This window comes from Paenarthrobacter sp. C1, assembly GCF_049315185.1.
GTDB classification, from domain to species: Bacteria; Actinomycetota; Actinomycetes; order Actinomycetales; family Micrococcaceae; genus Arthrobacter; species Arthrobacter nicotinovorans.
In genome coordinates this window covers 1,376,525-1,398,038 of sequence record NZ_CP186052.1, presented here as the reverse complement: position 1 = coordinate 1,398,038, position 21,514 = coordinate 1,376,525, and the positions used below count along the sequence as shown (strand labels likewise).

The 21,514-nt window shown below is 64.1% G+C and carries 17 protein-coding genes; 5 read left to right on the top strand and 12 right to left on the bottom strand.

Going from position 1 to position 21,514, the window contains the following annotated elements; genetic code table 11:
• Positions 1–127 precede the first annotated feature (127 nt).
• Both ACNAOU_RS06775 and rsmI read right to left on the bottom strand, forming a co-directional pair.
• Positions 128–1,609 (bottom strand): NAD-dependent succinate-semialdehyde dehydrogenase, encoded by a 1,482-nt coding sequence (locus ACNAOU_RS06775; protein WP_018777331.1) that lies wholly within the window; start codon positions 1,607–1,609, stop codon positions 128–130.
• 160 nt (positions 1,610–1,769) lie between these two features.
• The gene (gene rsmI, locus ACNAOU_RS06770; protein WP_018777330.1) at positions 1,770–2,699 is read right to left on the bottom strand and encodes a 16S rRNA (cytidine(1402)-2'-O)-methyltransferase; all 930 of its coding nucleotides are present in this window, start codon (positions 2,697–2,699) and stop codon (positions 1,770–1,772) included.
• A 209-nt stretch (positions 2,700–2,908) separates the two neighbouring features.
• Here rsmI and ACNAOU_RS06765 point away from each other — a divergent pair, with 209 nt between their 5' ends.
• The 3 genes from ACNAOU_RS06765 (at position 2,909) to ACNAOU_RS06755 (ending at position 7,062) form a co-directional block, all read left to right on the top strand.
• On the top strand, positions 2,909–4,585 hold the full coding sequence (locus ACNAOU_RS06765; protein WP_413303296.1) for a dolichyl-phosphate-mannose--protein mannosyltransferase: 1,677 nt from the start codon (positions 2,909–2,911) through the stop codon (positions 4,583–4,585).
• A 10-nt stretch (positions 4,586–4,595) separates the two neighbouring features.
• Entirely contained in the window at positions 4,596–6,428 is a 1,833-nt protein-coding gene (locus ACNAOU_RS06760; RefSeq protein WP_422758325.1) for an AMP-dependent synthetase/ligase, read from the top strand.
• Positions 6,429–6,669: 241 nt separating this feature from the next.
• The gene (locus tag ACNAOU_RS06755) at positions 6,670–7,062 is read left to right on the top strand and encodes a hypothetical protein (protein WP_422758324.1); all 393 of its coding nucleotides are present in this window, start codon (positions 6,670–6,672) and stop codon (positions 7,060–7,062) included.
• A 2-nt stretch (positions 7,063–7,064) separates the two neighbouring features.
• Here ACNAOU_RS06755 and ACNAOU_RS06750 read toward each other — a convergent pair whose 3' ends face one another.
• Together ACNAOU_RS06750 and ACNAOU_RS06745 are read right to left on the bottom strand one after the other, a co-directional pair.
• Positions 7,065–8,231: a TIGR01906 family membrane protein gene (locus ACNAOU_RS06750; RefSeq protein WP_018777326.1), complete on the bottom strand. Its 1,167-nt coding sequence runs from the start codon at positions 8,229–8,231 to the stop codon at positions 7,065–7,067.
• A 141-nt stretch (positions 8,232–8,372) separates the two neighbouring features.
• Positions 8,373–9,368, bottom strand: coding sequence for a stage II sporulation protein M (locus ACNAOU_RS06745; RefSeq protein WP_018777325.1), 996 nt, complete (start codon positions 9,366–9,368; stop codon positions 8,373–8,375).
• A 126-nt stretch (positions 9,369–9,494) separates the two neighbouring features.
• Here ACNAOU_RS06745 and ACNAOU_RS06740 point away from each other — a divergent pair, with 126 nt between their 5' ends.
• Positions 9,495–10,301: an RDD family protein gene (locus ACNAOU_RS06740; protein WP_110504572.1), complete on the top strand. Its 807-nt coding sequence runs from the start codon at positions 9,495–9,497 to the stop codon at positions 10,299–10,301.
• Here ACNAOU_RS06740 and ACNAOU_RS06735 read toward each other — a convergent pair.
• The 5 genes from ACNAOU_RS06735 to ACNAOU_RS06715 form a co-directional block, all read right to left on the bottom strand.
• On the bottom strand, positions 10,285–11,136 hold the full coding sequence (locus tag ACNAOU_RS06735; protein ID WP_422758323.1) for a pentapeptide repeat-containing protein: 852 nt from the start codon (positions 11,134–11,136) through the stop codon (positions 10,285–10,287). The genes ACNAOU_RS06740 and ACNAOU_RS06735 overlap by 17 nt on opposite strands.
• A 235-nt stretch (positions 11,137–11,371) precedes the next feature.
• Positions 11,372–12,604 (bottom strand): Ig-like domain-containing protein, encoded by a 1,233-nt coding sequence (locus ACNAOU_RS06730; protein ID WP_422758322.1) that lies wholly within the window; start codon positions 12,602–12,604, stop codon positions 11,372–11,374.
• 106 nt (positions 12,605–12,710) lie between these two features.
• Positions 12,711–14,189 carry an adenosylhomocysteinase gene (gene ahcY / locus ACNAOU_RS06725; RefSeq protein ID WP_422758321.1) on the bottom strand — a complete coding sequence of 493 codons (1,479 nt, stop codon included), beginning with the start codon at positions 14,187–14,189 and terminating at the stop codon, positions 12,711–12,713.
• Positions 14,190–14,234: 45 nt separating this feature from the next.
• On the bottom strand, positions 14,235–14,453 hold the full coding sequence (locus ACNAOU_RS06720) for a Trm112 family protein (RefSeq protein ID WP_018777320.1): 219 nt from the start codon (positions 14,451–14,453) through the stop codon (positions 14,235–14,237).
• Between the two features lie 139 nt (positions 14,454–14,592).
• Positions 14,593–14,970, bottom strand: coding sequence for a DUF3499 domain-containing protein (locus ACNAOU_RS06715; protein WP_026267105.1), 378 nt, complete (start codon positions 14,968–14,970; stop codon positions 14,593–14,595).
• Positions 14,971–15,111: 141 nt separating this feature from the next.
• Here ACNAOU_RS06715 and ACNAOU_RS06710 point away from each other — a divergent pair, with 141 nt between their 5' ends.
• On the top strand, positions 15,112–15,630 hold the full coding sequence (locus tag ACNAOU_RS06710) for a metallopeptidase family protein (RefSeq protein WP_018777318.1): 519 nt from the start codon (positions 15,112–15,114) through the stop codon (positions 15,628–15,630).
• Positions 15,631–15,684: 54 nt separating this feature from the next.
• On the opposite strand, the gene ACNAOU_RS06705 is transcribed toward ACNAOU_RS06710, so the two are convergent.
• The 3 genes from ACNAOU_RS06705 to ACNAOU_RS06695 form a co-directional block, all read right to left on the bottom strand.
• Positions 15,685–17,271 carry a DUF5719 family protein gene (locus ACNAOU_RS06705; protein ID WP_422758664.1) on the bottom strand — a complete coding sequence of 529 codons (1,587 nt, stop codon included), beginning with the start codon at positions 17,269–17,271 and terminating at the stop codon, positions 15,685–15,687.
• Between the two features lie 148 nt (positions 17,272–17,419).
• Positions 17,420–20,806: a glycosyltransferase gene (locus ACNAOU_RS06700; protein ID WP_422758320.1), complete on the bottom strand. Its 3,387-nt coding sequence runs from the start codon at positions 20,804–20,806 to the stop codon at positions 17,420–17,422.
• A gap of 11 nt (positions 20,807–20,817) precedes the next feature.
• Positions 20,818–21,363, bottom strand: coding sequence for a WhiB family transcriptional regulator (locus ACNAOU_RS06695; protein WP_422758319.1), 546 nt, complete (start codon positions 21,361–21,363; stop codon positions 20,818–20,820).
• Between the last annotated feature and the right edge of the window lie 151 nt (positions 21,364–21,514).

Here is a 21,514-nt window from a genome sequence, read left to right as displayed (position 1 = left end):
CGCAGCGCCGGCGGTCTACGTCACTGAACGTCAAAGGGCCCGGCAGCGGAACTTGTGGTTCCGCTGCCGGGCCCTTCAATCGTCAACCGTCTTGTTGCGAGAGCGGTGGACGGGATCCCTGCGCAGTTTAGTCGGCGTACGGGTCCGCGATACCTACGTACTGGGTGTAGAGGTACTCTTCGATGCCTTCGGAGCCGCCTTCGCGGCCCAGGCCGGACTGCTTGACGCCACCGAACGGTGCGGCGGCATTGGAGATCACGCCGGCGTTGAGGCCAAGCATGCCGGTCTCGAGGCGTTCGCTGATCCGCAGGCCACGGTTCAGGTCCTTGGTGAAGACGTAGGCCACCAAGCCATATTCGGTGTTGTTGGCCAGGCGGACGGCATCGTCTTCCGTGGAGAAGGTGATGATCGGGGCTACCGGTCCGAAGATCTCTTCCTGCAGGATGCGGGCATCAGCAGCAACGTTCTTCAGCACCGTGGGCTTGTAGAAGTAGCCGGGACCATCCACGTGCGCACCACCGGTAACCGCCGTGGCGCCACCTTCGACAGCTTCGGTGACGAGGGCGTGGACGCCGTCGCGTGCCTTGCCGTCAATCAGCGGACCAACCTTGGACTCAGGCTCGGTACCACGGGCGGTGGTCAGCGAACCGATCTTCGCGGCGAACTTCTCAGCGAAGGAATCCGCGATGGACTCGTGCACGATGAAGCGGTTGGCCGCCGTGCATGCCTCGCCCATGTTGCGCATCTTCGCGGCGATGGCGCCTTCAACGGCTTTGTCCAGGTCCGCGTCCTCGAAGACAACGAACGGGGCGTTGCCACCGAGTTCCATGGAGGTACGCAGGACCTTGTCCGCAGCTTCACGGATGAGGGCCTGGCCCACCGGGGTGGAGCCGGTGAAGGAGATCTTGCGGAGGCGGTCGTCCTTGATCAGCGGACCCGTCACGGCGCCGGCCGTGGAGGTCTGGATGACGTTCAGGACACCGGCCGGGAGGCCTGCTTCCTGCATGACCTGGGCGAACAACAGGCTGGTCAGCGGGGTCAGGTTGGCGGGCTTGAGCACCATGGTGCAACCGGCAGCGACGGCGGGGGCAACCTTGCGAGTGGCCATGGCCAGCGGGAAGTTCCACGGGGTGATCAGCAGGCAGGGACCAACCGGCTTCTTCTGCACGAGCAGGCGGTTCTTGCCGTCCGGGGCTGCGGAATAGCGGCCGGAAACACGCACCGCTTCTTCGGAGAACCAGCGCAGGAACTCGGCACCATAGGTCACTTCACCACGTGCCTCGGCCAACGGCTTGCCCATTTCCAGGGTCATGAGGAGGGCGAAGTCCTCGGCGCGCTCAGTCACCAACTCGAAGGCGCGGCGCAGGATCTCGCCGCGTTCGCGCGGGGCCGTGCGGGCCCAGTCAGCCTGGGCGGCAGCAGCTGCGTCGAGTGCGGCGGCGCCGTCCTCAGCACCGGCGTCGGAGATGCTGAGCAGGACCTTGCCGGTGGCCGGGTCCTCAACATCGAAAGTTTTTCCCGATCCGGCCGGACGCCACTGACCGTTGATCAGCAGGCCGGTGGGAACGGAAGCCAGCAGTTCGCTTTCGCGTTCAACCGTGACAGTCATGGCGACTCCTTCGTCTAGGGTGCTTTGGAGATTTGCACCACTGGGGGTTCCTTGCCAGAAGTGGCTTGAATTACTGCCACGGTACTGCCCGGCCGGAAGCAGTGTCTACGCCTTGACGCACTGCCGTACGGATGCCAATTTGTGCAGGTGCACAGCCATGTCAGCGGGCAGCGAGGACCGCGGAGTACAGCTCCCGTTTGCTGACCCGGGCGTCCTCGGCTACTGCCGCAACCGCTTCCTTGAGGCGGATCCCCTGCGATATGAGCTCGTTGACTGCCGCAACGTGGTCTTCGGGTTTGCCGGGCTCCTGTTCAGGCGCACCACCGACTACCACTGCTATTTCGCCGCGGACTTCGTTGTTCTCGGCCCACTCCAGCAGCTCACGGAGGGTTCCGCGGATGACTTCCTCGTAGGTCTTGGTGAGTTCCCGGCAGACAGCAACCCGGCGTTCGGCGCCGAAACGCTCGTGCAACGCGCGCAGCATGACCTCAAGCCGGTGCGGAGCCTCGAAGAAGACCATGGTGCGGCGTTCATCAGCGAGGTCGGCCAGGCGCGAGTTCCGCTCTCCCGACTTCCGGGGCAGGAAGCCTTCAAAGCAGAAGCGGTCCGTGGGTAGCCCGGACAGGGCAAGGGCGGTCAGAACGGCCGAAGGACCAGGGACCGCAGTGACCGTCAACCCGGCCGCAACAGCGCCTTCCACCAAACGGAACCCGGGGTCCGAGACTGCCGGCATGCCGGCGTCGCTGACCATCAGGATGGTTTTTCCGGCGCGGACATGGTCCAGGAGTTCGCCTGTCTTGGCTACTTCATTGTGCTCGTGGTAGCTGATGACGCGTCCGGAAACCTCTACGCCCAGTGCTGTCACCAGACGGTGCAGGCGGCGGGTGTCCTCTGCCGCCACGATGTCGGACGTAGCCAGGAGCTCCACCAAACGGGTGGACGCATCGCCGACGTTCCCTATGGGAGTCGCCGCCAGGACGATCCTGCCGACCCCCGGTGCCGCACCGGAACCCGGGGCTAGCGGAGGAAGCGCCCCGTCCTCGTCGTCGCTGAAGCGGGCCTCGTCCGGGGTATTGCGCTGTTCGTCCACCTGCCAAGCCTAATGCCGCGATGCCTGCAACGCCTCACCTCAACGCTGCGGCAAGCATGGAAAGGTAGCATGGGCGGGTGAACCAGTCGCCCGTTCCTGCCGCCGCTTCCGGCACTCCTGTGGCGTCGTCCGCCGTAGCCGAAACGGATGAGCCCGCAGTCCAACGTCCAGCCGACCACCTCGACGACGCCGCGAAAGCACATAACGCAGTGCGCGGCGGCACGAGGCAGGCCGGCACCGGATACCTGCCGGGCCGGGGCCTTGAACGCCACCGTTGGATAGAGCGGCCCGCAGAGGCTTTCAGCGTGGAGGCCCTGCGCACCCGCCTGATCGGCGGAATCCAGAGCTGGCGCGACTACCCTGCGTCCCTGCGGTTGTGGTTTTGGCTGATTCCCACCATCACGGCCGTCCTGGGCGGAATTCTCCGCTTCTTCCGACTCGACGCCCCGCACAGCCTGGTTTTTGACGAAACCTACTACGTCAAGGACGCGTACTCCTACTTGGTGAGCGGCTATGAACGAAGCTGGCCCTCCAACGCCAACGACTCCTTCAATGCCGGCAATCCCGATGTCCTCCTGAACACCCCCGAGTATGTGGTCCATCCACCGGTGGGCAAATGGATGATCGCTTTCGGAATGTGGCTGTTCGGCGGAGACAACCCCTTTGGCTGGCGCTTCAGCGCGGCACTGACCGGCACACTGACGGTATTCCTCGTGGCGCTTATCGCCATGAAGCTTTTCCGCTCCCACACGCTCGGGGCGGTTGCGGGCCTGCTGCTCGCCGTTGACGGACACCACCTGGTGCTCTCCCGGACAGCCCTGCTGGATGTCTTCCTCGCGTTCTGGATCTTCGCCGCCTTCGGTGCCCTGCTGTTGGACCGCGACGACGGCCGCCGTCGTCTGGCTTCCCGGCTCGCCGCGCAGGCGGCTGCTTCACCAAGCGGCATCCCGTTGACCAGCCAGCTGGTGGCAGGTCCTTGGCTGGGCATGCGGTGGTGGCGCCTCGTTGCCGGTATCTGCCTCGGACTCGCTGTGGGCACCAAATGGTCGGCATTGTTCTTCGTGGCCGCCTTCGGCGTGATGACTGTGCTCTGGGATCTGAACGCCCGCCGGATTGCCGGGATCCGGAATTGGTTCAGCGCAGGCATCATCAAGGACGGGATCCCGGCGTTCTTCACCATCATTCCGGTTGCCGTTGTCACCTATATCGCCAGCTGGACCGGCTGGTTCCTGTCCAAGGATGCGTACTACCGGCAATGGGCCGCCACCAACCCGGCACCTGGCTGGGACTGGCTGCCTGACCCGGTAAGGTCCCTGGCCCACTACCACCTCGAAGCCTACAAATTCCACCAGGGGCTCAGCTCAGACCACCCCTATGAATCCAGCCCGTGGACGTGGCTGGTCATGGGCCGTCCCACGTCGTTCTATTACCAGTCCCCCAAACAGGGAACCTCGGGTTGCCTCGTGGAGACCTGCTCCTCGGCGATCCTGCCCGTGGGAAATCCCGTGGTCTGGTGGGGCGGAACCATTGCCCTGGTCATCCTCTTGTTCTGGTGGGCGGGACGTCGCGACTGGCGGGCCGGTGCCATCCTCGCCGGTGTTGCTGCCGGCTACCTGCCCTGGTTCATGTACCCCGAACGCACCATGTTCATCTTCTATGCGGTCTCCTTTGAGCCCTTCCTCGTGCTTGGCCTGACGTACGTGTTGGGATTGGTGCTGGGCCGCAGCAGCGATCCGCCGTGGCGGCGACGGTCAGGACTCTACGTCGTGGCCGTGGTCCTGGTGCTGGCTGTCCTCGCAACGGCTTTCTTCTATCCGGTGCTCACGGCAGAAGTCATCAGTTACCAGGAATGGCGCATGAGAATGTGGATGCCATCGTGGATCTAGGAGGCAAGCAGTGAGGGAAGCAAGCACGGAGCTCCTCTTCGAAGCCGACACGGACTCCAACGTCACCGACCTCCTTCTGGAGCGGTGCGCCAAGGATCCGTTCGGCGTCCTGTACGCGCACAACACCCCCAACGGGTGGCTGAACGTGTCAGCTGCCAGGTTCCTGGCGGACGTCACCGCCCTGGCCAAGGGCCTCATCGCAGGCGGCCTCACCCCAGGTGACCCTGTGGCGGTGCTGTCACGTTCGAGCTTCGAATGGACCTTGGTGGACTTCGCCATCTGGATGGCGGGCGGCGTCACGGTGCCCATCTACGAGACCTCCTCTGCCAGCCAGATCGAATGGATCCTGGCTGATTCCGGAGCCCGCCGCATCTTCGCGGAGGACGCCGCGAAGGCCGCGCTCGTCCATTCCGTCGTGGAAAAGTCAGACCTCCTCGGCGAGGACCCCGTCGCCATCATCCGGATGGAGCACGACGGTGACGCACCCAACCTGACCAGTGTGTCCGCCGTCGGCATCGGCGTCATGGACGCTGAGCTGGAGCGGCAACGCAGCACGGCAAAACTGGCCGACATCGCCTCCATCGTTTACACCTCAGGCACCACAGGCAAACCCAAAGGGTGCGAAATCACCCACGGCAACTTTGTGCTGGTGGCCAGGAACGTTATCCCGTTCCTCCCGGAGCTTTTGATGCAGCCCGGCGCGCGGACCCTCATGTTCCTTCCGCTTGCCCATGTCCTGGCCAGGGCTGTGCAGGTTGTTTGCCTCACTGCCGGTATCACCCTGGGGCACAGCGCCGGTGCCAGCGGTCTGATGGCGGACCTGGGTTCGTTCAAGCCGACGTTCCTGCTTGCGGTTCCCCGGATCTTCGAGAAGGTCTACGCCGGGGCCAGCCACAAGGCCGCAATGTCAGGCAAGTCCGCCCTCTTCTCGGCGGCTTCTTCAACAGCGGTGGAATATTCGACGGCGGTGGACCTCGCCTCCCGCGGTGAGGGGCCGGGTCCGGGTTGGCTGCTGAGAACCAAGCACAGGACCTTCGACAAACTCCTGTATCCCAGGGTGCGGGAAGTCTTTGGCGGCGATGTCGGCTACACGGTGTCCGGCGCCAGTCCCCTGAGCCCACGGGACAACCACTTCTTCCACGGTGCCGGGGTTCCCGTCCTGGAGGGCTACGGGCTGACCGAGACCACGGCGCCCTGCACAGTGAACACCCCCACCATGTCCCGGATCGGAACGGTGGGCATCCCGTTGCCGGGCACCACCATCCGCGTGGCCGACGACGGTGAGGTGCTGGTCAAGGGCATCGGAGTGTTCAAGGGCTACCACGGAAACCCGGAGGCCACGGAGGCCGCCTTTGTGGACGGGTTCTTCCGCACAGGGGACCTGGGCGAGCTCGACTCCGACGGCTTCCTGACCATCACCGGCCGCAAGAAGGATCTCCTGGTGACGGCCGGCGGCAAGAACGTCGCTCCCGGCCCCCTGGAAGAAAAGTTGCGCGAACACCCGCTGGTGGGTCAGGCCGTGGTGGTCGGAGACGGGCGTCCTTTTGTGGCAGCCCTGATCAGTCTCGACCCCGAAGGCCTTGCGGATTGGTGCTCGGAGAACAAAACCGGTGCCCTGTCCCTCGAAGAAGCAGTTCACGACGACCGCGTCAAGGCGGCCGTGCAGTCTGCTGTTGATGAGGCCAACAAGCTCGTCTCGGCCGCCGAATCCATCAGGAAGTTCGCTTTCATCACGGCGGAGCTCAGCGTCGAGTCCGGACACCTGACGCCGTCACTCAAGCTCAAGCGGGCGGCTGTGGTGGGAGACTTCGCGTCGGTTGTCGAAAAGCTGTACGCCAAGTAGGCCCACCACCTAGCAGCTCGTGGCCACCACCTGGTTCTGCCCTTTTCAGCACCTAATTTTGCCCAATCACCACCTAGCCAGGCCAATCTCTGCCTAGGTGGTCCTGGTGCCCCCGTAGCGTTTCCTTCACGAACCAACGTTCAAAAGGGATCTCATGACAAGTCCATCACGCATACCAACACCCGCGCTCTACTATTCGCGTGTCCGGTCTACCTTGGTACCGCGAATCATGGGTTTCACCATGATTACGCTAAGCCCGGTGCTGTTCGGGCTGATCGTCCTCAAGAACACGCCGGAAGTGCTCTTCGCACCGCTACTCACCACCGCAGCTGGTTCATTCATCGCTTTCATGACCGTCACCGTCAAGGTCGACCCGCAAAACGTCGTGATCGCCTTCTGCGACGTCTTCAAGCGGACACTGCCCAGGGACCACATCGCAACGGTGACCACCGACAACGCGGCCGGTCCCAGCGGTTACGGGCTCCGCTATCTGGGGCCCGGGATGGTCGGTTACCTCGTCGGCGGTCCCGAGATCCATATCGGGATGAAAAGCGGCAAGGCCGTTATCGCCAGCACGGACCGCCCTGAACAGCTCATTGGTGTTCTGACCGGAAGTCACCCTCCGGGACAGTAGGGCTAGCGCTTTGAGCTCGTCGTTTCCTTGGAAAGGGCATCATCGTCTTCGGCTGCGCCGTCAACCGCACCATCAGAATCCTCGTCATCGAGCTTCTCCTGGGAAACGGCAACGCCGCGGCGCCGCTTCGTGGGCCACGTGAAGATGAACGTCAACGTCGCCGCGATGAACACCAAAGCACCGATCACGATGCCCGCGTCAACCCAGAACTGCCCCGGGAAGAGCCGGATCAGGGTGTCCTCCAAGGAGAACGTCCATGTGCCATTGGCAAAGAAGATCCGGTGGAATTCGGTGAAGAACTGCTGCCAGCTCAAAGCTGCCAGAACCGCAAGGCCGATGATGATGACAAGCGTGACAATGGAGCCGGCGAACAAGCCGCGGCGGATCCCGCCATTGCTGCGCTTTCGCAGGTACACAATGGCGATAATGCTGAGGATGATGAGCAGGACTCCCGCGCCGAATGAGGACAGAATCACCATCTTGACGTCCGCCATGTGCGCCACTTCGCTGTCCTTGAACAGCTTGGCGCCGTCTTGGTTGACCAAGCCTCCCAGGTACCGGGGACCCGCCCAGTTGCTGAGGTAGTCAACGGCATAGGAGCCATAGGTCATACGGTCGTCAGTGTTGAAGCCATAGCCATCACCAGGGAAACCGGGACGGTTGTACTCCACCCACAGGAACAGTGGACTCGTGACCGCCCTGACTGCCAGAACCAGGAGGATCACGGGGTAGAAGACAGCCAACAGCACTTGGAAAACCCGGGGCCCTACAGGCTTGACCTTTGCCGCCTGCTCCCGTTCAGCATTGCGCCTGGCCACCTCATCTTCCGGCGGCCGGACCTGGAGGGCCGACGTCGGCAGCGGTTCGGAATAGTGCGACGGCTGCTTGCCGGAAGAGGCATTCGCAAGTGTGTCAGCGAACAGCGGCGGCTCCGTGTCGGCGTCGGCGGCTTCTGCAGCCTTGCGGTCTGCGCGGCTCTCCGGCTGGGCCGTTCCGGGCGCAGCTGACGCTTTTCCAGGCGCTCCAGACGCCGGTGCAGGCGCGGCGGTTGAGGCCGCGGATGAGGCACCACTGGACGTCTTTGGCTTCATCCAGTCGAAGGCCGGTTCGTTGGGGTCCTCGTGGACGTCCGTGTCCGGTTCTTGTGGTTTTGGGCTCTTGTCGCTCACAGCGGGGGTTCACTTCCGTAGGCATCCACCGGCGATTGCGTGCTGCCGGCTCTCTTGTCTGCCTTCGAGCCTACCGCCCGGCTTTGCGCCGACACGAGGAACTACCCCGCCTTGGAGCAGATTGAAACGCAACTGTAAGGTCTACGCGGCGATGCTTCTGTAACCGCCATCGTTGGCGTCCAAGTCACCTGTCTCCCCCGCACGGACAGCCCGGCCGCCAACAAGCAGCGTGTACGTCCAATAGCCGGCCAGCACCAGCGCGCCGATGGTGATCTTGGCCCAGACGGGGAGCTGGCTCGGAGTGACGAATCCTTCAACGATGCCGGAAACCAGGAGGACCAGCACCAGGCCCAGTGCGATGGTGATCAATGACCGCCCTTCATCCGCAACAGCCTGCATCCGGGTCCTGGGGCCGGGCCGCACCATGGCCCAGAAAATCCTGAGCCCTGCGGCGCATGCAATGAACACAGCCGTGAGTTCCATCAGGCCGTGGGGCAGGATGTAGCTGAAGAAGACGTCGATCTTGCCCGTTGCCAGGAAGACACCGGCGGCAACTCCCACGCCCTGGGCATTCATGAAAAGAATGTAGGGCACCCAGAATCCTGTGATGCCGAAGGCCACGGCTTGGGCGGAAATCCAGGCGTTGTTGGTCCACACGGCGCCGGCGAAGGAAGCCGCCGGATTCTCGGAGTAGTAATCGATGAAGTCTTCCTCGACGTACCTGCGCACCCTCTCGTCGCTGCCGAAGACGGCTCGAAGCGCATCCGGGGAGGTACCTATCCAGAAGGCATAGGCGGCACCGACAACCGTGAAGGCAAGCCCGCACCAAAGGGTCAGCCACCTGATCCGGTAGAAGGCGGCCGGCAACGAGATGACGAAGAAGCGGGCCAGGTCTTCCATGAAGTTCGAGCGGGCACCGGTAAACCTGGTGCGCGCCTGCGCCAACGCGGCGGACAACGACGACGACAGACCGGTTTCAGGAGCCACCGAACGGATCAGGGACAGGTGCCCGGAAACTGTTTGGTACAAGCGCAGCAGTTCATCCGCCTCGTCTCCCGTCAACCGGCGCTTGTGCGCCAGGAAATGAAGCCGCGACCATTTGTCCCCATGTACGGCCGAGAAGGCATCGATGTCCACGGCACCACCCTAATGCCTGAGGCCCGCGCGAGCGCCTGATCGGCGTCGTTTTGGCCTGTCACGCCGCTAGACTCGTTGTGCAGGCGCTGCTGGGCGCCGCATTGTCCGGAAGGCGTGGGGGCTGGCTTGAGTTCGATCATCACAGGCGAGGCAGTGGTCCTCGAGCTGCGCTCAGCGTCTTTTGCGGCCCGGGGGCTGGGCCTGATCCTCGACGTCATCTCGCAGGTGGTCCTCGCGATACTCCTGATCATCCTGGTCCTGATGGCTTCTTCGGACCTGGACGAGTCGGCCATCCGGGCTCTGGTCCTCAGCAGCGTCGTTTTCTCTGTGGTGGTCGTCCCTGTCACTGTGGAAACCCTCACCCGCGGCCGGTCGCTGGGTAAGCTCGCCACGGGTTTGCGGATCGTCCGTGACGACGGCGGTTCCATCCGTTTCCGGCACGCCCTTATCCGCGGGCTCCTCGGTTTCCTGGAAATCTACCTGACCTTCGGCGGACTGGCCATCGGAGTGGCGCTGTTCAACGAGAAATCGAAGCGGCTGGGCGATATCGTTGCCGGCACGTATTCGCTCCGCCTGCGCGTTCCCTCGAAACCCCGTATCGTGCCCAACGCACCGCACTATCTGCAGGGGTGGATTGCCATGGCGGACATCGGCAGGGTCCCGGACGCCACCGCCCGCCGGGCAGGGACGTTTGTACAGCAGGCTTACCTGATGGCTCCCGCCTCACGCCTGGCCATGGCGATGTCCCTGGCCACGGAACTCGCACGCTATGTCGCACCGCCACCGCCGCCCGGCACGATCCCCGAGGACTACATCGGCGCAGTCCTCGGGGAACGACGCAACCGGGAGCTGGCGCGCCTGCGTCAGGCCGAACAGCGGAACGCCACGGTGGGTGCCCGCTTGCGCAAGCTGCCGTTTACCCAGGAGCCCTAGTTCCGGGCTGCCGGAGCCAGTGATCCGGTCTGGTAAGTTCCGTGGGCAGGAGCGTCCGTGCATCGCCTTCGGCAGCATTGACCTGCGGTTGAGTCAGGTAGAGGGCCCTGGACAGGTCCGCCCCCGCCAGCTCTGCACCACGAAGATCCGCCCCCAGAAGATCCACGGCAGCCAGGTCGCTGCCTGCCAGGTTGGCCCCTATCAGGTACGAACCCCGCAGATCTGCTCCACAGAGGCGCTGGTTCCCCAGGTCTGCGCCCATCAGGTCGGCACCCGGCTGGAGGCCGCCGTCGTGACTTTGCCGGTCTTCCGCGCCGTAGGACGCGCGGACTTCTTCGCTGACCTCCATCAGGAGGGCCCGCACCTGCCCGTGGTAGGTTTCGACGTCGGCACCCAGGACCGTGGCTGCGTCACCCACGGCGGTGGCCGCCAGCTGTTCCGCAAGGTGGGCGGCTGCAGAGGCGAGCTCGGGGTCGAACGTCCGTTGCCGGGCCTCGTTCAGGTACCAGAGCATCTCGTGGAGTTGCCTGACCCTTTTGAAAACGTCGAACATCGCGGACGCGGAGGCAGGGTTGTCCCGCCAGTTGTTTCCCCCGAAAGTGTGCTGGGAAACGAGCTGGCCGGCGCCGAAGCAATCGAAAACTGTGCAGCCGCGGAAACCGCGGGGGCGCAGCCGTTGGTGGATGGCACAGGAAAAGTCCCCGGCCAGGTTTGGGCACGCCGAGGCGGCAGGCTTGTCGATGGCAAAGTCCGCTGAGCGGGTAAATCCCAGTGCGGTGCAGCACAGCGCAAAGCAGTTGCTGCAGTCAGGGCGAAGAATTGGTGTGATGGTCATGCGGTGCTCCAAATGATGAAGAGGGTCCGGGGTAAGGAGCCGGGGAACCCGTCAGCGGGTTCCCCTGAGGGACACCCGTGATCACCAGAGGGCAGCACAAAGTGGAGGCCAACACATGGTCGGCACAAATAGTCCGGGTCAAAGCGAAGTCCGGGTCAAAGCAAAGTCCGGGTCAAAGCAAAGTCCGGGTCAAAGCGCGCAGGAAATAATCACTGCGGCCATCTTAACAGCAGGTCTACCATTGGGCGTAGCTGGCCCAGGGAATGTTCCAGTCGCCGAAACCCTCCAGTGGCTCGACAGCCGGGGCTCCCGTGTTCAGGATCTGCACCACGTCGCCGGTCTTCATGTTGTTGAAGAACCAAGCGGCATCATCCGGCAGCAGGCCGACACAGCCGTGCGAGACGTTGACGCGGCCGATGGCTCCCCACGCTGATTCCAGCGCCTGGTGGACGTAGACTCCGGACCACGTGAGGCGGTTGGCGTAGTCCACCACCATTGGGGCGTAGTAGCCCTTGTCGCCGGGCTTCAGGCCGATGCTGCCGGCGTTGAAATTGGATTTGCGTTCCTGCTCCAGGATCACTGCGTAACCGGTGGGCGAGAGCCAGTCTTCGCCGCCGAGAGACACGGGCGCGGTGTGGAGCAGTTGGCCGTCGGAGTACACGTTCATGGTCTTGGTGGTGTCATCCACCACGGCAATCCGCTGCGGACCCGTCGTAAAGGTGGAGACAACGTCCCCATTACCGATCATGTTGTTGCCGAAATCCACGCCAAGCAGCTTCATGTCCACTGTGACAGTAGTGCCGGAAGCCCAGAATGCCTCGGGCCGGATCCGCACTTTCTTGTCGGAGTACCAGTGCCATGCCACAGGTTGGCCGGACGACACAGTGATGGCCACCCGCTTCTCCATGGCCACCTTGTCCACGACGGGTTCGCTGAAGTTGATTTCGATGGGCTGGCCTGAGCCTGCCGTGGTGCCGTTGCGGGGGTAGATGGACGCGTCTGCCTCGTACGCGGCGGAAACCGTGGTGAAGGTCTGGGTCTTCTTGGTTTCCTTGCCGGCGGTGTCCACGACGGTGAAGGAGTAGTTGTACTGCGTCTTGAACTTCAGGACTTCCTGGGTAGTCCAGGTAGAGCCGTCAGGACTGATCTTGCCCACCACGGGCGCCCCGCCACCGGCAGGGGTCAAAACGACATCCTTGACCTTGCCATTGACCGCCTTGATCTGGGGACCCACCACGGGATTCCATTCAACAGCCCCATCCAGCGGAGTGATGCCCAGTTCCACGGGCTTGGCCTCGATGGTGGGAGTCGGGGAAGGTGCAGCAGCGTTGTTCTGCGTAGAACCGGGGAGCAATCCGGGTACGGTGGCCACGCCGATTCCGCCTGCCACAATGGCGGCGCAAATCCCTATGATGGCAAGGACCTTGCCCGTTTTCCGTTTGGCGGCCTGTGTCATGGTTCCCGTCATCCTGTCCCCCGGCAAGCTATACCGAACACCCAATTCTAGCCGAAAGGCCGGCCACGCTGTTCGCGTGTCCGGCCTTTCGCCATCGAATGTTCTTTGCGGAGGGCTGCTAGTAGCGGTAGTGCTCCGGCTTGTACGGACCCGCGACGTCCAGGTCCAGGTAGTCTGCCTGGTCCTTGCTCAGCTCGGTCAATTCCACTCCCAGGGCGTCCAGGTGCAGGCGCGCCACCTTCTCGTCCAGAATCTTCGGCAGAACGTAAACCTGCTTCTGGTACTCGCGCTCCCCGGCTGGCTGGTCCTTCTTGGTCCAGAGTTCGATCTGCGCGATCGTCTGGTTGGCGAACGAGTTGCTCATCACGAAGGACGGGTGGCCCGTGGCGTTGCCCAGGTTCAGCAGGCGGCCTTCGGACAGGACGATGATGGACCGCTCGGAGGCTGTCCCGGAGTCGAAGACCCACTCGTGGACCTGCGGCTTGATCTCGACCTTCTTGACGCCGGCAACCTTGGCAAGACCTGCGATGTCGATCTCGTTGTCGAAGTGGCCGATGTTGCCCACGATTGCTTTGTTCTTCATGCCAAGCATGTGCTCGGCCATGATTACGTCCTTGTTGCCGGTGGTCGTGATGAAGATGTCGCCTTGCGCCAGCACCGTCTCAAGCCTGGCCACCTGGTAGCCGTCCATTGCTGCCTGGAGGGCGCAGATGGGGTCGATCTCAGTAACGATGACCCGCGAACCCTGGCCACGCAACGCCTCGGCGGCGCCCTTGCCGACGTCGCCATAACCGCAGACGACGGCGACCTTGCCGCCCATCAGCACGTCCGTGGCCCTGTTGATGCCGTCCGGGAGCGAGTGGCGGATGCCGTACTTGTTGTCGAACTTGCTCTTGGTGACGGAGTCGTTGACGTTGATGGCCGGGAACAGCAGCTTGCCCTGCTCGGCGAGCTGGTACAGGCGGTGGACACCGGTGGTGGTTTCCTCGGTGACACCCTCGATGCGTGCTGCCAGGCGGGTCCACTTCTGCGGGTCGGCTGCGAGGGTCCTCCGGAGGAGGTTCAGGATGTGGACGTACTCTTCGGGATCGTCCTCGGTGGCGGCAGGAACTGCGCCGGCTGCCTCGAAGTCCACGCCCTTGTGCAGCAGCAGTGTTGCGTCTCCGCCGTCGTCGAGAATCATGTTGGGACCCAGCTCGGGGTTGGTCTCAGCGCCGGGCCAGGTAAGGATCTGCTCGGCAGTCCACCAGTACTCTTCAAGGGTTTCGCCCTTCCAGGCGAAAACCGGAATACCCTGGGGATCTTCCGGGGTGCCCTTGCCCACAACGACGGCAGCCGCGGCTTCGTCCTGGGTGGAGAAGATGTTGCAGGAAGCCCAACGCACCTCTGCGCCCAACGCGGTGAGGGTCTCGATGAGAACGGCAGTCTGGACCGTCATGTGCAGCGAACCCGCGATCCGTGCACCCCTGAGCGGCTGCGAAGCACCGAACTCGGCCCGAAGCGACATGAGGCCGGGCATCTCGTGCTCGGCAAGGCGGATCTGGTGGCGGCCTGCCTCGGCGAGGGAAATATCAGCCACTTTGTAGTCGAAAGTCATGGAAGTCCTTAGGGGTACCGTGCGGGTGTTGAGAAAAAGGGGCTGCTAGGCCTTGGCATCATGCTGGCTGGAGCCGGCCGCGTTGGCCGCTGCCAGGAGTTCCGGCGGCAGGAGCAGCGGAATGCCGTCCTCGATCGAGTAGCGGAGCTTTTCGCCGTCCGCGGCGGCAGCTGTTGATACCAGCTCCTCGCCCTCCTGGACCAGCGGTGAACCCGTCACGGGGCAGCGCAGGATGGACAACAGTTCAGGACTGACCTTTGGCATGAATGATGCTCCCTGGGTGGCGCCGGCCTGGCGCCGCTGGCGGATTTATCTGCAGATTCCAGACTACCGCGCAAGATCGCAGGGTTTTGATCACGACGCCGCTTTGAGTCACGACGCCGGTGCAGTCACCTTCGGTGGTTTAGGACGGTTCGCGGAGGATCCGCAGGTGTCCCCGGCGGGTACCTTCGACGCTTGCGGGCGGCTCCATCTGCGTGTGGTTGTGGCGGGCCGGCGTTTCGGGTGCCGCGGAGGCAGCCTCACGGACGGCGTTGGCCAGAGCGAGCAGATCGTCGGGTCCGGGCTGGGGTGGCGTGCTGGGCATGGCCAGGCGCAGCACTTCCCAACCCCGGGGAACGGTGAGGCTCTCGGCGTGCTGCGTGCAGAGGTCGTAGGCGTGCGGTTCGGCGTACGTGGCTAGGGGACCCAGGACGGCCGTTGAATCGGCGTACACGTACGTCAAAGTGGCCACCGCAGACTGGCGGCAGGCTGATCTTGAACACTGACGAATAGCACCCACAACATCCCAGATTAGCGCCACTTGGCTCCCGTAGCGCGCATTGAGCGTCCGTGGCTGCCCGGGAGGGGCTGGTATCGGCAGCTCCGGCGCGGTGTGCACGATGATGTCGCGCTGGCGGTTCCTCAGGACTAAAGTCGATATATGCAGTCACAGCCACATGTTCCCGGGTTTACCGTCCGGTGGACTGACGCCGATGGCGATCAGACAGAGGAACACGCCGTACCGGGCGTGCGGGGGTTCCGGAAACGCCGCCGCAACCGTCATGGCAGGGGACTGCGTGGCGAGCTGATGCTGCCCAATCTTCCGGGTTTCCGGACGCGTTCCGAGCGTTTCGACGACATGGTGCTTGACTCCGCCGAACGCCTCCAGGACATGTGGGGCAAACAATTGGACGGCGTTCTCTTCGCCGTTGATGAGATCCCGCCGAACCTGGAACAGCTCGTTGCCACCGGCAACCCTGCACCCATGGGGTCCTACACTCCCGGCGGCCGTGGAGAACCGCCGATGATCACGGTCTACCGCCGGGTGGTGGAGCAGGGCTCCAACACCAGGGAAGAGTTGCAGGATCTCGTCCATGACGTCGTGGTGGAATACACCGCGGAAATGTTGGGCGTACCGCCGGAGACACTGGACCCGGTGTACCGGCGCCGGTACCAATAGGACGACGCCGGTCACCCGGCTGGCCGGTGAGGCCTGTAGCGGACCGAACCGCCGCTAGTAGCCGACGGAAACGGGAACCTTTTCAAGTCCCGCCGCAGCATCCTGGATCGCGACAACAGACACATCGTTGCGGCCCTGTTTTCCAAGGACCAGCGCGCCGTAGACGGGATCGCCGGATGCGGAAACAACGTATCCCGCTATGACCGCGTCCCCGGCCTTTGCAGGGAGCTCAATGACTGACGTGGTTCCACCGGCAAGGTCCATGTCAACAGCCTTGCCTACTTTGCCGTCGGCCGTGACCGGGGCGTAGCTGACGGTAGCGCGGCCTTCGGGCACCCCGAAGCTCAGGGAACGCAGGCCATCGCGGGGAACGGCCACCAGGTGCTGGCTGCCAAGCCGGGCCGATGCTGGAGACCAGGCGAAATCGGTGGCCTCTTCGGCCTTTGAGCCGCGGGTGACCCTGGCCGATGCCACGAAGGAAACGTCCGAGCTGGCACGGATTGTGTAACTGCCGGCCGGAACTCCATCGAGGCTCAGCGAGGCAACGGATCCACCCTTGACCGTCACCACTCCCCCGTTGGGAAGCTTTCGCTCGCCGTTCGCACCATACAACTTGACCTGGACCACGGCGTCCGTTGAGCCCAGAACAGCGATCTGGAGTGCCGGCACAGCGTCCGCGAATCCTGACTTGGCGGCGAGTGCCTTGATGCCTTCCGAGTCCTGGATGTCGACGCCGGACATCACCTGGAGGTTCGACGGTCCTTCGCCCGGTGAGAGGTATTCGACTCCCCCGGGAGCCAGCCCGCGCAGTACGCTCTGCTGGATGGTCCCGGCCACCGGACCGCCAGTGCTGCGCACGCGGATGCCCAGCTGGGATTGGCCCGGAGCGAGCCCGGCGAGGTTCACGGAGCGGGTGGTTCCCGGCGCCACCAGAAGCCCCCTGGCACCCGGAGCCTGAATCTGACCTTCGTACCCGTAGAGATCAAGGCTCACCGTGGCGGGCGTCTCTGATGAATTGCTGAGATTGAGGACAGCTGTGCGGCCGACAGCCGTGTTCGCGCCCAGCACCCACGCATCGTTGCTCGGCGGCTGGCATTGTGCGGAAGCGAGGCCACGGAGGTCGCCGTCGGTTGCCGAGTAACTGAGGTGGGCTGCCAAGGATGCTTGCTCGTTTCCGATGGGCCCGGCTTCCACCACCGTGGGCGAGGTTACCGGACTGATGGAAGCCACGCCCGCAGCAAGCACAGGGGGACCCGCCGTCGGCGTAGGAGTGCTCGTGGGAGTCTTGGCGATTTCCGCGACGTTCCCGCCTCCAAGGGAAGTGACCTTGCTGCCGGGAACGGTGCCGGCCGGATTGCTCAGCACCACAGCGTTGAGCGCGCTGGTAGCCGTCGTCGACACGGGGCTGAAGTCAGCATCCGTGCCCACCACTGTCCCATTGACCAGGCGGGCCGGTTCCGGGCAGACGCCCAAGGCCCTGCCGGCGGGAACATCCGCCTGCTGCACGTCGGTGCTCGTGCCGCCGGAGGGACCCGGAACCATCGAGCTGGCAGCCACAGCGCCTCCCCCGGCAGCCAGGATGACCACTGCCGACAGAACACCGGTGACCATGCCTTTGCTGGAGCTTCGGGACCCCCGCATGCTGCGGGAAGACTGTTCGCTGCGGGAAGACTGTTCGCCGCGGGAGGACTGTTCGCCGCGGCGAGACTTTCCTTTAAACGTTGGCTTGTCCTCGACCGGCGTTTCGCCGGCCGTCTGCGGTGCGTCGTCGGCGTTTTTCTTCTGCTCGTCAGACACTGCTGTACTCCTTACGGAGGGAGACTTCGTCCCTCGACATGCCGGTACGAGACCGGCGGGCAGGCATCGGGATCGCCAGCAGGACCGTCAAGGCGATCACTACGGCCTGCAGGATCCCGAGCCACAGGGCCCACGGGTTCGTGTAGCGGATCTCCAACTGTCCGCCACCGGCCGGCAGGTCGAACGCCTGTGACCACCCGGATGTTGTTGCCTGCAGCTGCTTACCGTCCAAGGTGGCCGTCCAACCGGGATCCGATCGCTCAGCCACGACCACTTTCCTGCCCTCATCACCGGATGGGACGCTGGCGTTGACGTTCACATCCTCCGAAGGCAAGGTGCCCACAGTGCTTCCTTGGGCGTCGATGATACGGACACGATGCGCCGTTTCTGCGGCGCCCGCCGAGGGCTGGTTCCGCGGAGTTACGCGCCACAACCACCCGGCGTCGGTCTGGCCGACAGCCACCAACCCTGGGACGGCGTCGATTCTGCTTGCCGTCAGTTGGGCAGCATTGTCCGCGGCCTTGAGGACCACGAAACCGGCACCGAGTTGCTCGAGGTCGGGACGCGGGTCAACGCCGGTGCTCGCCACGATAGTGGCCACTGCCCGCCGCAGAGACGCTGTAGCGGCGTCATCGCTCGTGATTTCCTCGCGTCCGGGAGCGCCAATGATGGTCCTCGCCGAGGCGATGGTGGACAAGCTGTCCAGGGTTGTTCCGGCCCCTCGCATGAGCGAGGAGGTAAACGCACCTTGCTCGCCGCTGGTGATCACCAATGTCCGCGTTCGCTCGGGTCCCTGGCCGCGGTCGACGGCGGTAGCAGGCAGCGTGCCTGATTCCATCGGCCGGACCTGACGCGGGCTACCCAATGACGAGGCCGCTTGCCGGGCTGCCGGGGCAGCCGGTGAATCCGTCGACGTCGAGGGCTGCAGGACGTTCTGCGCAGCCCAGGCACCCATTCCGGCCACGGGCCCGGCAACGAGGAGAGCAACCACCACACCGGACGCGACGCGACGCATCTGGAACTTCCGGCGGGCAGGATCGGATGCCCGCCGGCTCGCCGAAAAGAGCTTCTCCGCTCCGAGCAGGGCAGCACCGAGCAGCAACATGCCTGATGCTGAAACCGCCGGACCGGTAAACGGCCCGACAATGACGTTGTTGTTGACGCCGGTGGCTACATGCCCCACCAACCAGGCGCTGGCCAAGGTGGCCAGCGCAGCCAGCCAGAACACCCTGGCCAATGCTGTGCGTTTGCCGGGGAGGAACAGCGAGGCCACCGCAAGCAGCAACACCGGAGCCCCAATCAGCAAAGCCAGGATCAAAGCCCACGGAACAGCACCGGGACCGAACACCGACAGTCCCGTCAGGCCGCCGTCGATACTGAAAGCCAGCGGTTGGCCGAGTAGCTGCTGCCACAAGGGAGCCGCATCAAAAGCAAGGGGAAGTCCAGGATCAGCCAGCAGGGACCGGGGCCTGTCGAGGACGGAAATGCCGTACGGAAGGAACAAGGCAAGAGTCGGCAGTAACGACCACCACATGGTTTTGCCGCGCTGTCCCAGAACTACGGCAGCGAGGATCACTGCAACGGCAATGGGGCCCAGCAACGATGGTGCTGAGGCGGTGACGACGGCCATCACCAGGCCGGCGGCCGCTGCAGCCGTCCAGGAGGGTGTCCCGTTGATGCCGGGCTTACCGCGAAGAGGGGCCGGGAACCGGCCCGCAACGGCTGACGCGCTTCGCTGCGCGCCCGCCGTGCTTGATTGTGCCGTGCTCGTTTGACCGAGGGCAGATCCGGACGCCCGCACCAGGGCCAGGAGCAGCAACGGCATCATGATGTGCGCCACGAGGGCACCGACGCGGCCTTCGTTGATGGCGATCAGGAGACTCGGCGCACCGGCCCACAGCAGGGCTGCCACGGTCCGGAACCGGCGCTTGGTGGTCAAGGCACCCGATGCGAACCATGCTCCGACAGCGGACAAAGGCATGGCCAGGACGAGGAGCCACGCCATGGATGCATTCGCATCCCCGCCACCGAGGATCGACAGCACCCATAAGACGTAGCCAAAGGGATCTCCGTGGCCCGGAAGTCCGGCGCCCAGGGAAATCCACCACGTGGAGGCGTTGGCCCAGATCCCGGCCGGTGTTGCGGAAAGCGGGAGAAGCCCACCACCGGTGATCGCGCCGGAACGGAGCAGACCCAGCAAACCCACGAGGGCCGCTGCCAGGGCAACGCATGCGGCGGCAACAGCACCCGTTCCCACCCAGCCACGTTCGTTCGTGGCCAGGGCGGCGAAGTCGTCGGCGGCGTCGCCACTTGGTTCGGGAGCCAGCAGGTCGCTCACGGGCGCGGCGTCATCGGCAGGCCGGATGGCTTCCAGCAAGGACCGCCGGTTGGCCCGGACCTCGCGTGTTGGTGTCTGGAGGCCCCGGACGACGGAACGATGGACCCGTCGCGTTTTCGCAGCTGTGCGGCGCCCCCTCGCGATTGCGACAGGACGCATCAAAGCGGCAAGTGTGGCAGTGAACTGGGAGAAGCCATAGCCTGGCTCCTTCACCAGGATGCTCAGCACCAGGCGGACAACCGCGCCAAAAAGTGCTCCCAAAGCCTGGAAGGGAACGTTCCACCAGGGCGTGTGCTTCAGGCGCAGGTGGATCTGGGCCTTGCGCGCTGCCGAGGACGTTCCCAGGCCATGGGGGCGGTGCTCAACGTGGAACATCCGGGCGCTGGGCACAACCACCACGCGGTTCCCGGCGAGCCAGTTCCGCCAGCAAAAATCGACGTCGTCGCCGCTGCCGGGCAGCGCTGGGTCGAACCCGTCCAACTGTTCCCAGACATCGCGTCGGATCAGCATGCCCGCCGAATTGACCGCGAATGTGTCGGAGCGGGCGTCGTACTGCCCTTGGTCGACTTCGTCGGCGTCAATCAGGGTGAGTCGCTCAGCCCAGCGGCTCGTTGAGAGGCCCACATCCACCAAGTGCCGGTCGTTGTCCCAGCCGAGCTGCTTGCAACCAGCGACGGTTACCGACGGCGCGCGCTCAACGGCATGGAGCAGCTCCGCCAACGCGTCAGGCGCGGGCGCCGCATCATCATGCAGGAGCCAGATCCACTCCACGGTCCGGCTGTCACCGGTCGCAGCAGCGGCGGGAGCGAGCTCCTGCAACCCCGCACGGACAGCCGCGCCAAAGCCTGACTTGGCTTGGTGGAATGTGGTGGCATTGCCTTGGCCAAAGGCCTCCCGGAGCAGGTCCAGGGAGTTGTCCGTGGAACCTGTATCAACGCCAATGGCGGCATCTGCCGAACGCGTCTGGTCCGACAATGCCGCCAATGTCCTGGGCAGATAGTTGCCGCCGTCGTGGGAAACCACGACGGCGGTAACGTGCACTTCCTTGAGAATTAGACCGCTCGCTTCCTTAGCCGACGGCGCTCCCGCTCGGAAAGCCCGCCCCAAATACCGAACCGCTCGTCATTGGCGAGGGCATACTCCAAGCACTGCGAGCGAACGTTGCACGCTCCGCACACTTTCTTGGCATCCCGGGTCGATCCGCCCTTTTCAGGGAAAAACGCTTCAGGATCGGTCTGCGCGCACAGCGCGTCCGTCTGCCAGCCAAGTTCACCTTCGTCATCGAAATCCCCTTGGCCGGGGAGACCGATCCACACAGGCTGTCCGGGCGTCTCAAGCGGACGGCGCAGCTCCATGGGAGGATCGTCGAGGTCTTCTTCCGGACCAGCCGGCAGGTCGCCAATCAATGCCTCATGTGCTGCGAGGAGGGCTGTCGCCTGATCCTCCAAAGACTGCTGCACATTCTGGTTGTATCGGTCTGCCGCTTCCGGATCCGCAGGGTCTACGTACCAGTCTCCCGGCACCTCCCGCGAACGGTATTTCACCGACGCATGTTCTGCGACGACTGCATCTTTCTGGATACGCAACGCTTGCCCCATGGCGTCCCTCCTGAGTTTGCAGCTGCTGCTTGGATGTGTTTCCGATTCCCGGTGTCCGGGTTGTCTGCGCAGCGGCGTTGATTACTAATTACACGCGTGTAACTACCCGCCAGTCAAGCCGCGCCGGGATAATAATCAAGAAGCTGTGGAA

Coding starts and splice junctions, on each gene's coding strand:
- ACNAOU_RS06705 (WP_422758664.1), bottom strand. CDS start 17,271: ATGCGGGGGTCCCGAAGCTCCAGCAAAGGCATGGTCACCGGTGTTCTG.
- ACNAOU_RS06730 (WP_422758322.1), bottom strand. CDS start 12,604: ATGACGGGAACCATGACACAGGCCGCCAAACGGAAAACGGGCAAGGTC.
- ACNAOU_RS06735 (WP_422758323.1), bottom strand. CDS start 11,136: ATGACCATCACACCAATTCTTCGCCCTGACTGCAGCAACTGCTTTGCG.
- ACNAOU_RS06695 (WP_422758319.1), bottom strand. CDS start 21,363: ATGGGGCAAGCGTTGCGTATCCAGAAAGATGCAGTCGTCGCAGAACAT.
- ACNAOU_RS06710 (WP_018777318.1), top strand. CDS start 15,112: ATGCAGTCACAGCCACATGTTCCCGGGTTTACCGTCCGGTGGACTGAC.
- ACNAOU_RS06775 (WP_018777331.1), bottom strand. CDS start 1,609: ATGACTGTCACGGTTGAACGCGAAAGCGAACTGCTGGCTTCCGTTCCC.
- ACNAOU_RS06755 (WP_422758324.1), top strand. CDS start 6,670: ATGATTACGCTAAGCCCGGTGCTGTTCGGGCTGATCGTCCTCAAGAAC.
- ACNAOU_RS06720 (WP_018777320.1), bottom strand. CDS start 14,453: ATGCCAAAGGTCAGTCCTGAACTGTTGTCCATCCTGCGCTGCCCCGTG.
- ahcY (WP_422758321.1), bottom strand. CDS start 14,189: ATGACTTTCGACTACAAAGTGGCTGATATTTCCCTCGCCGAGGCAGGC.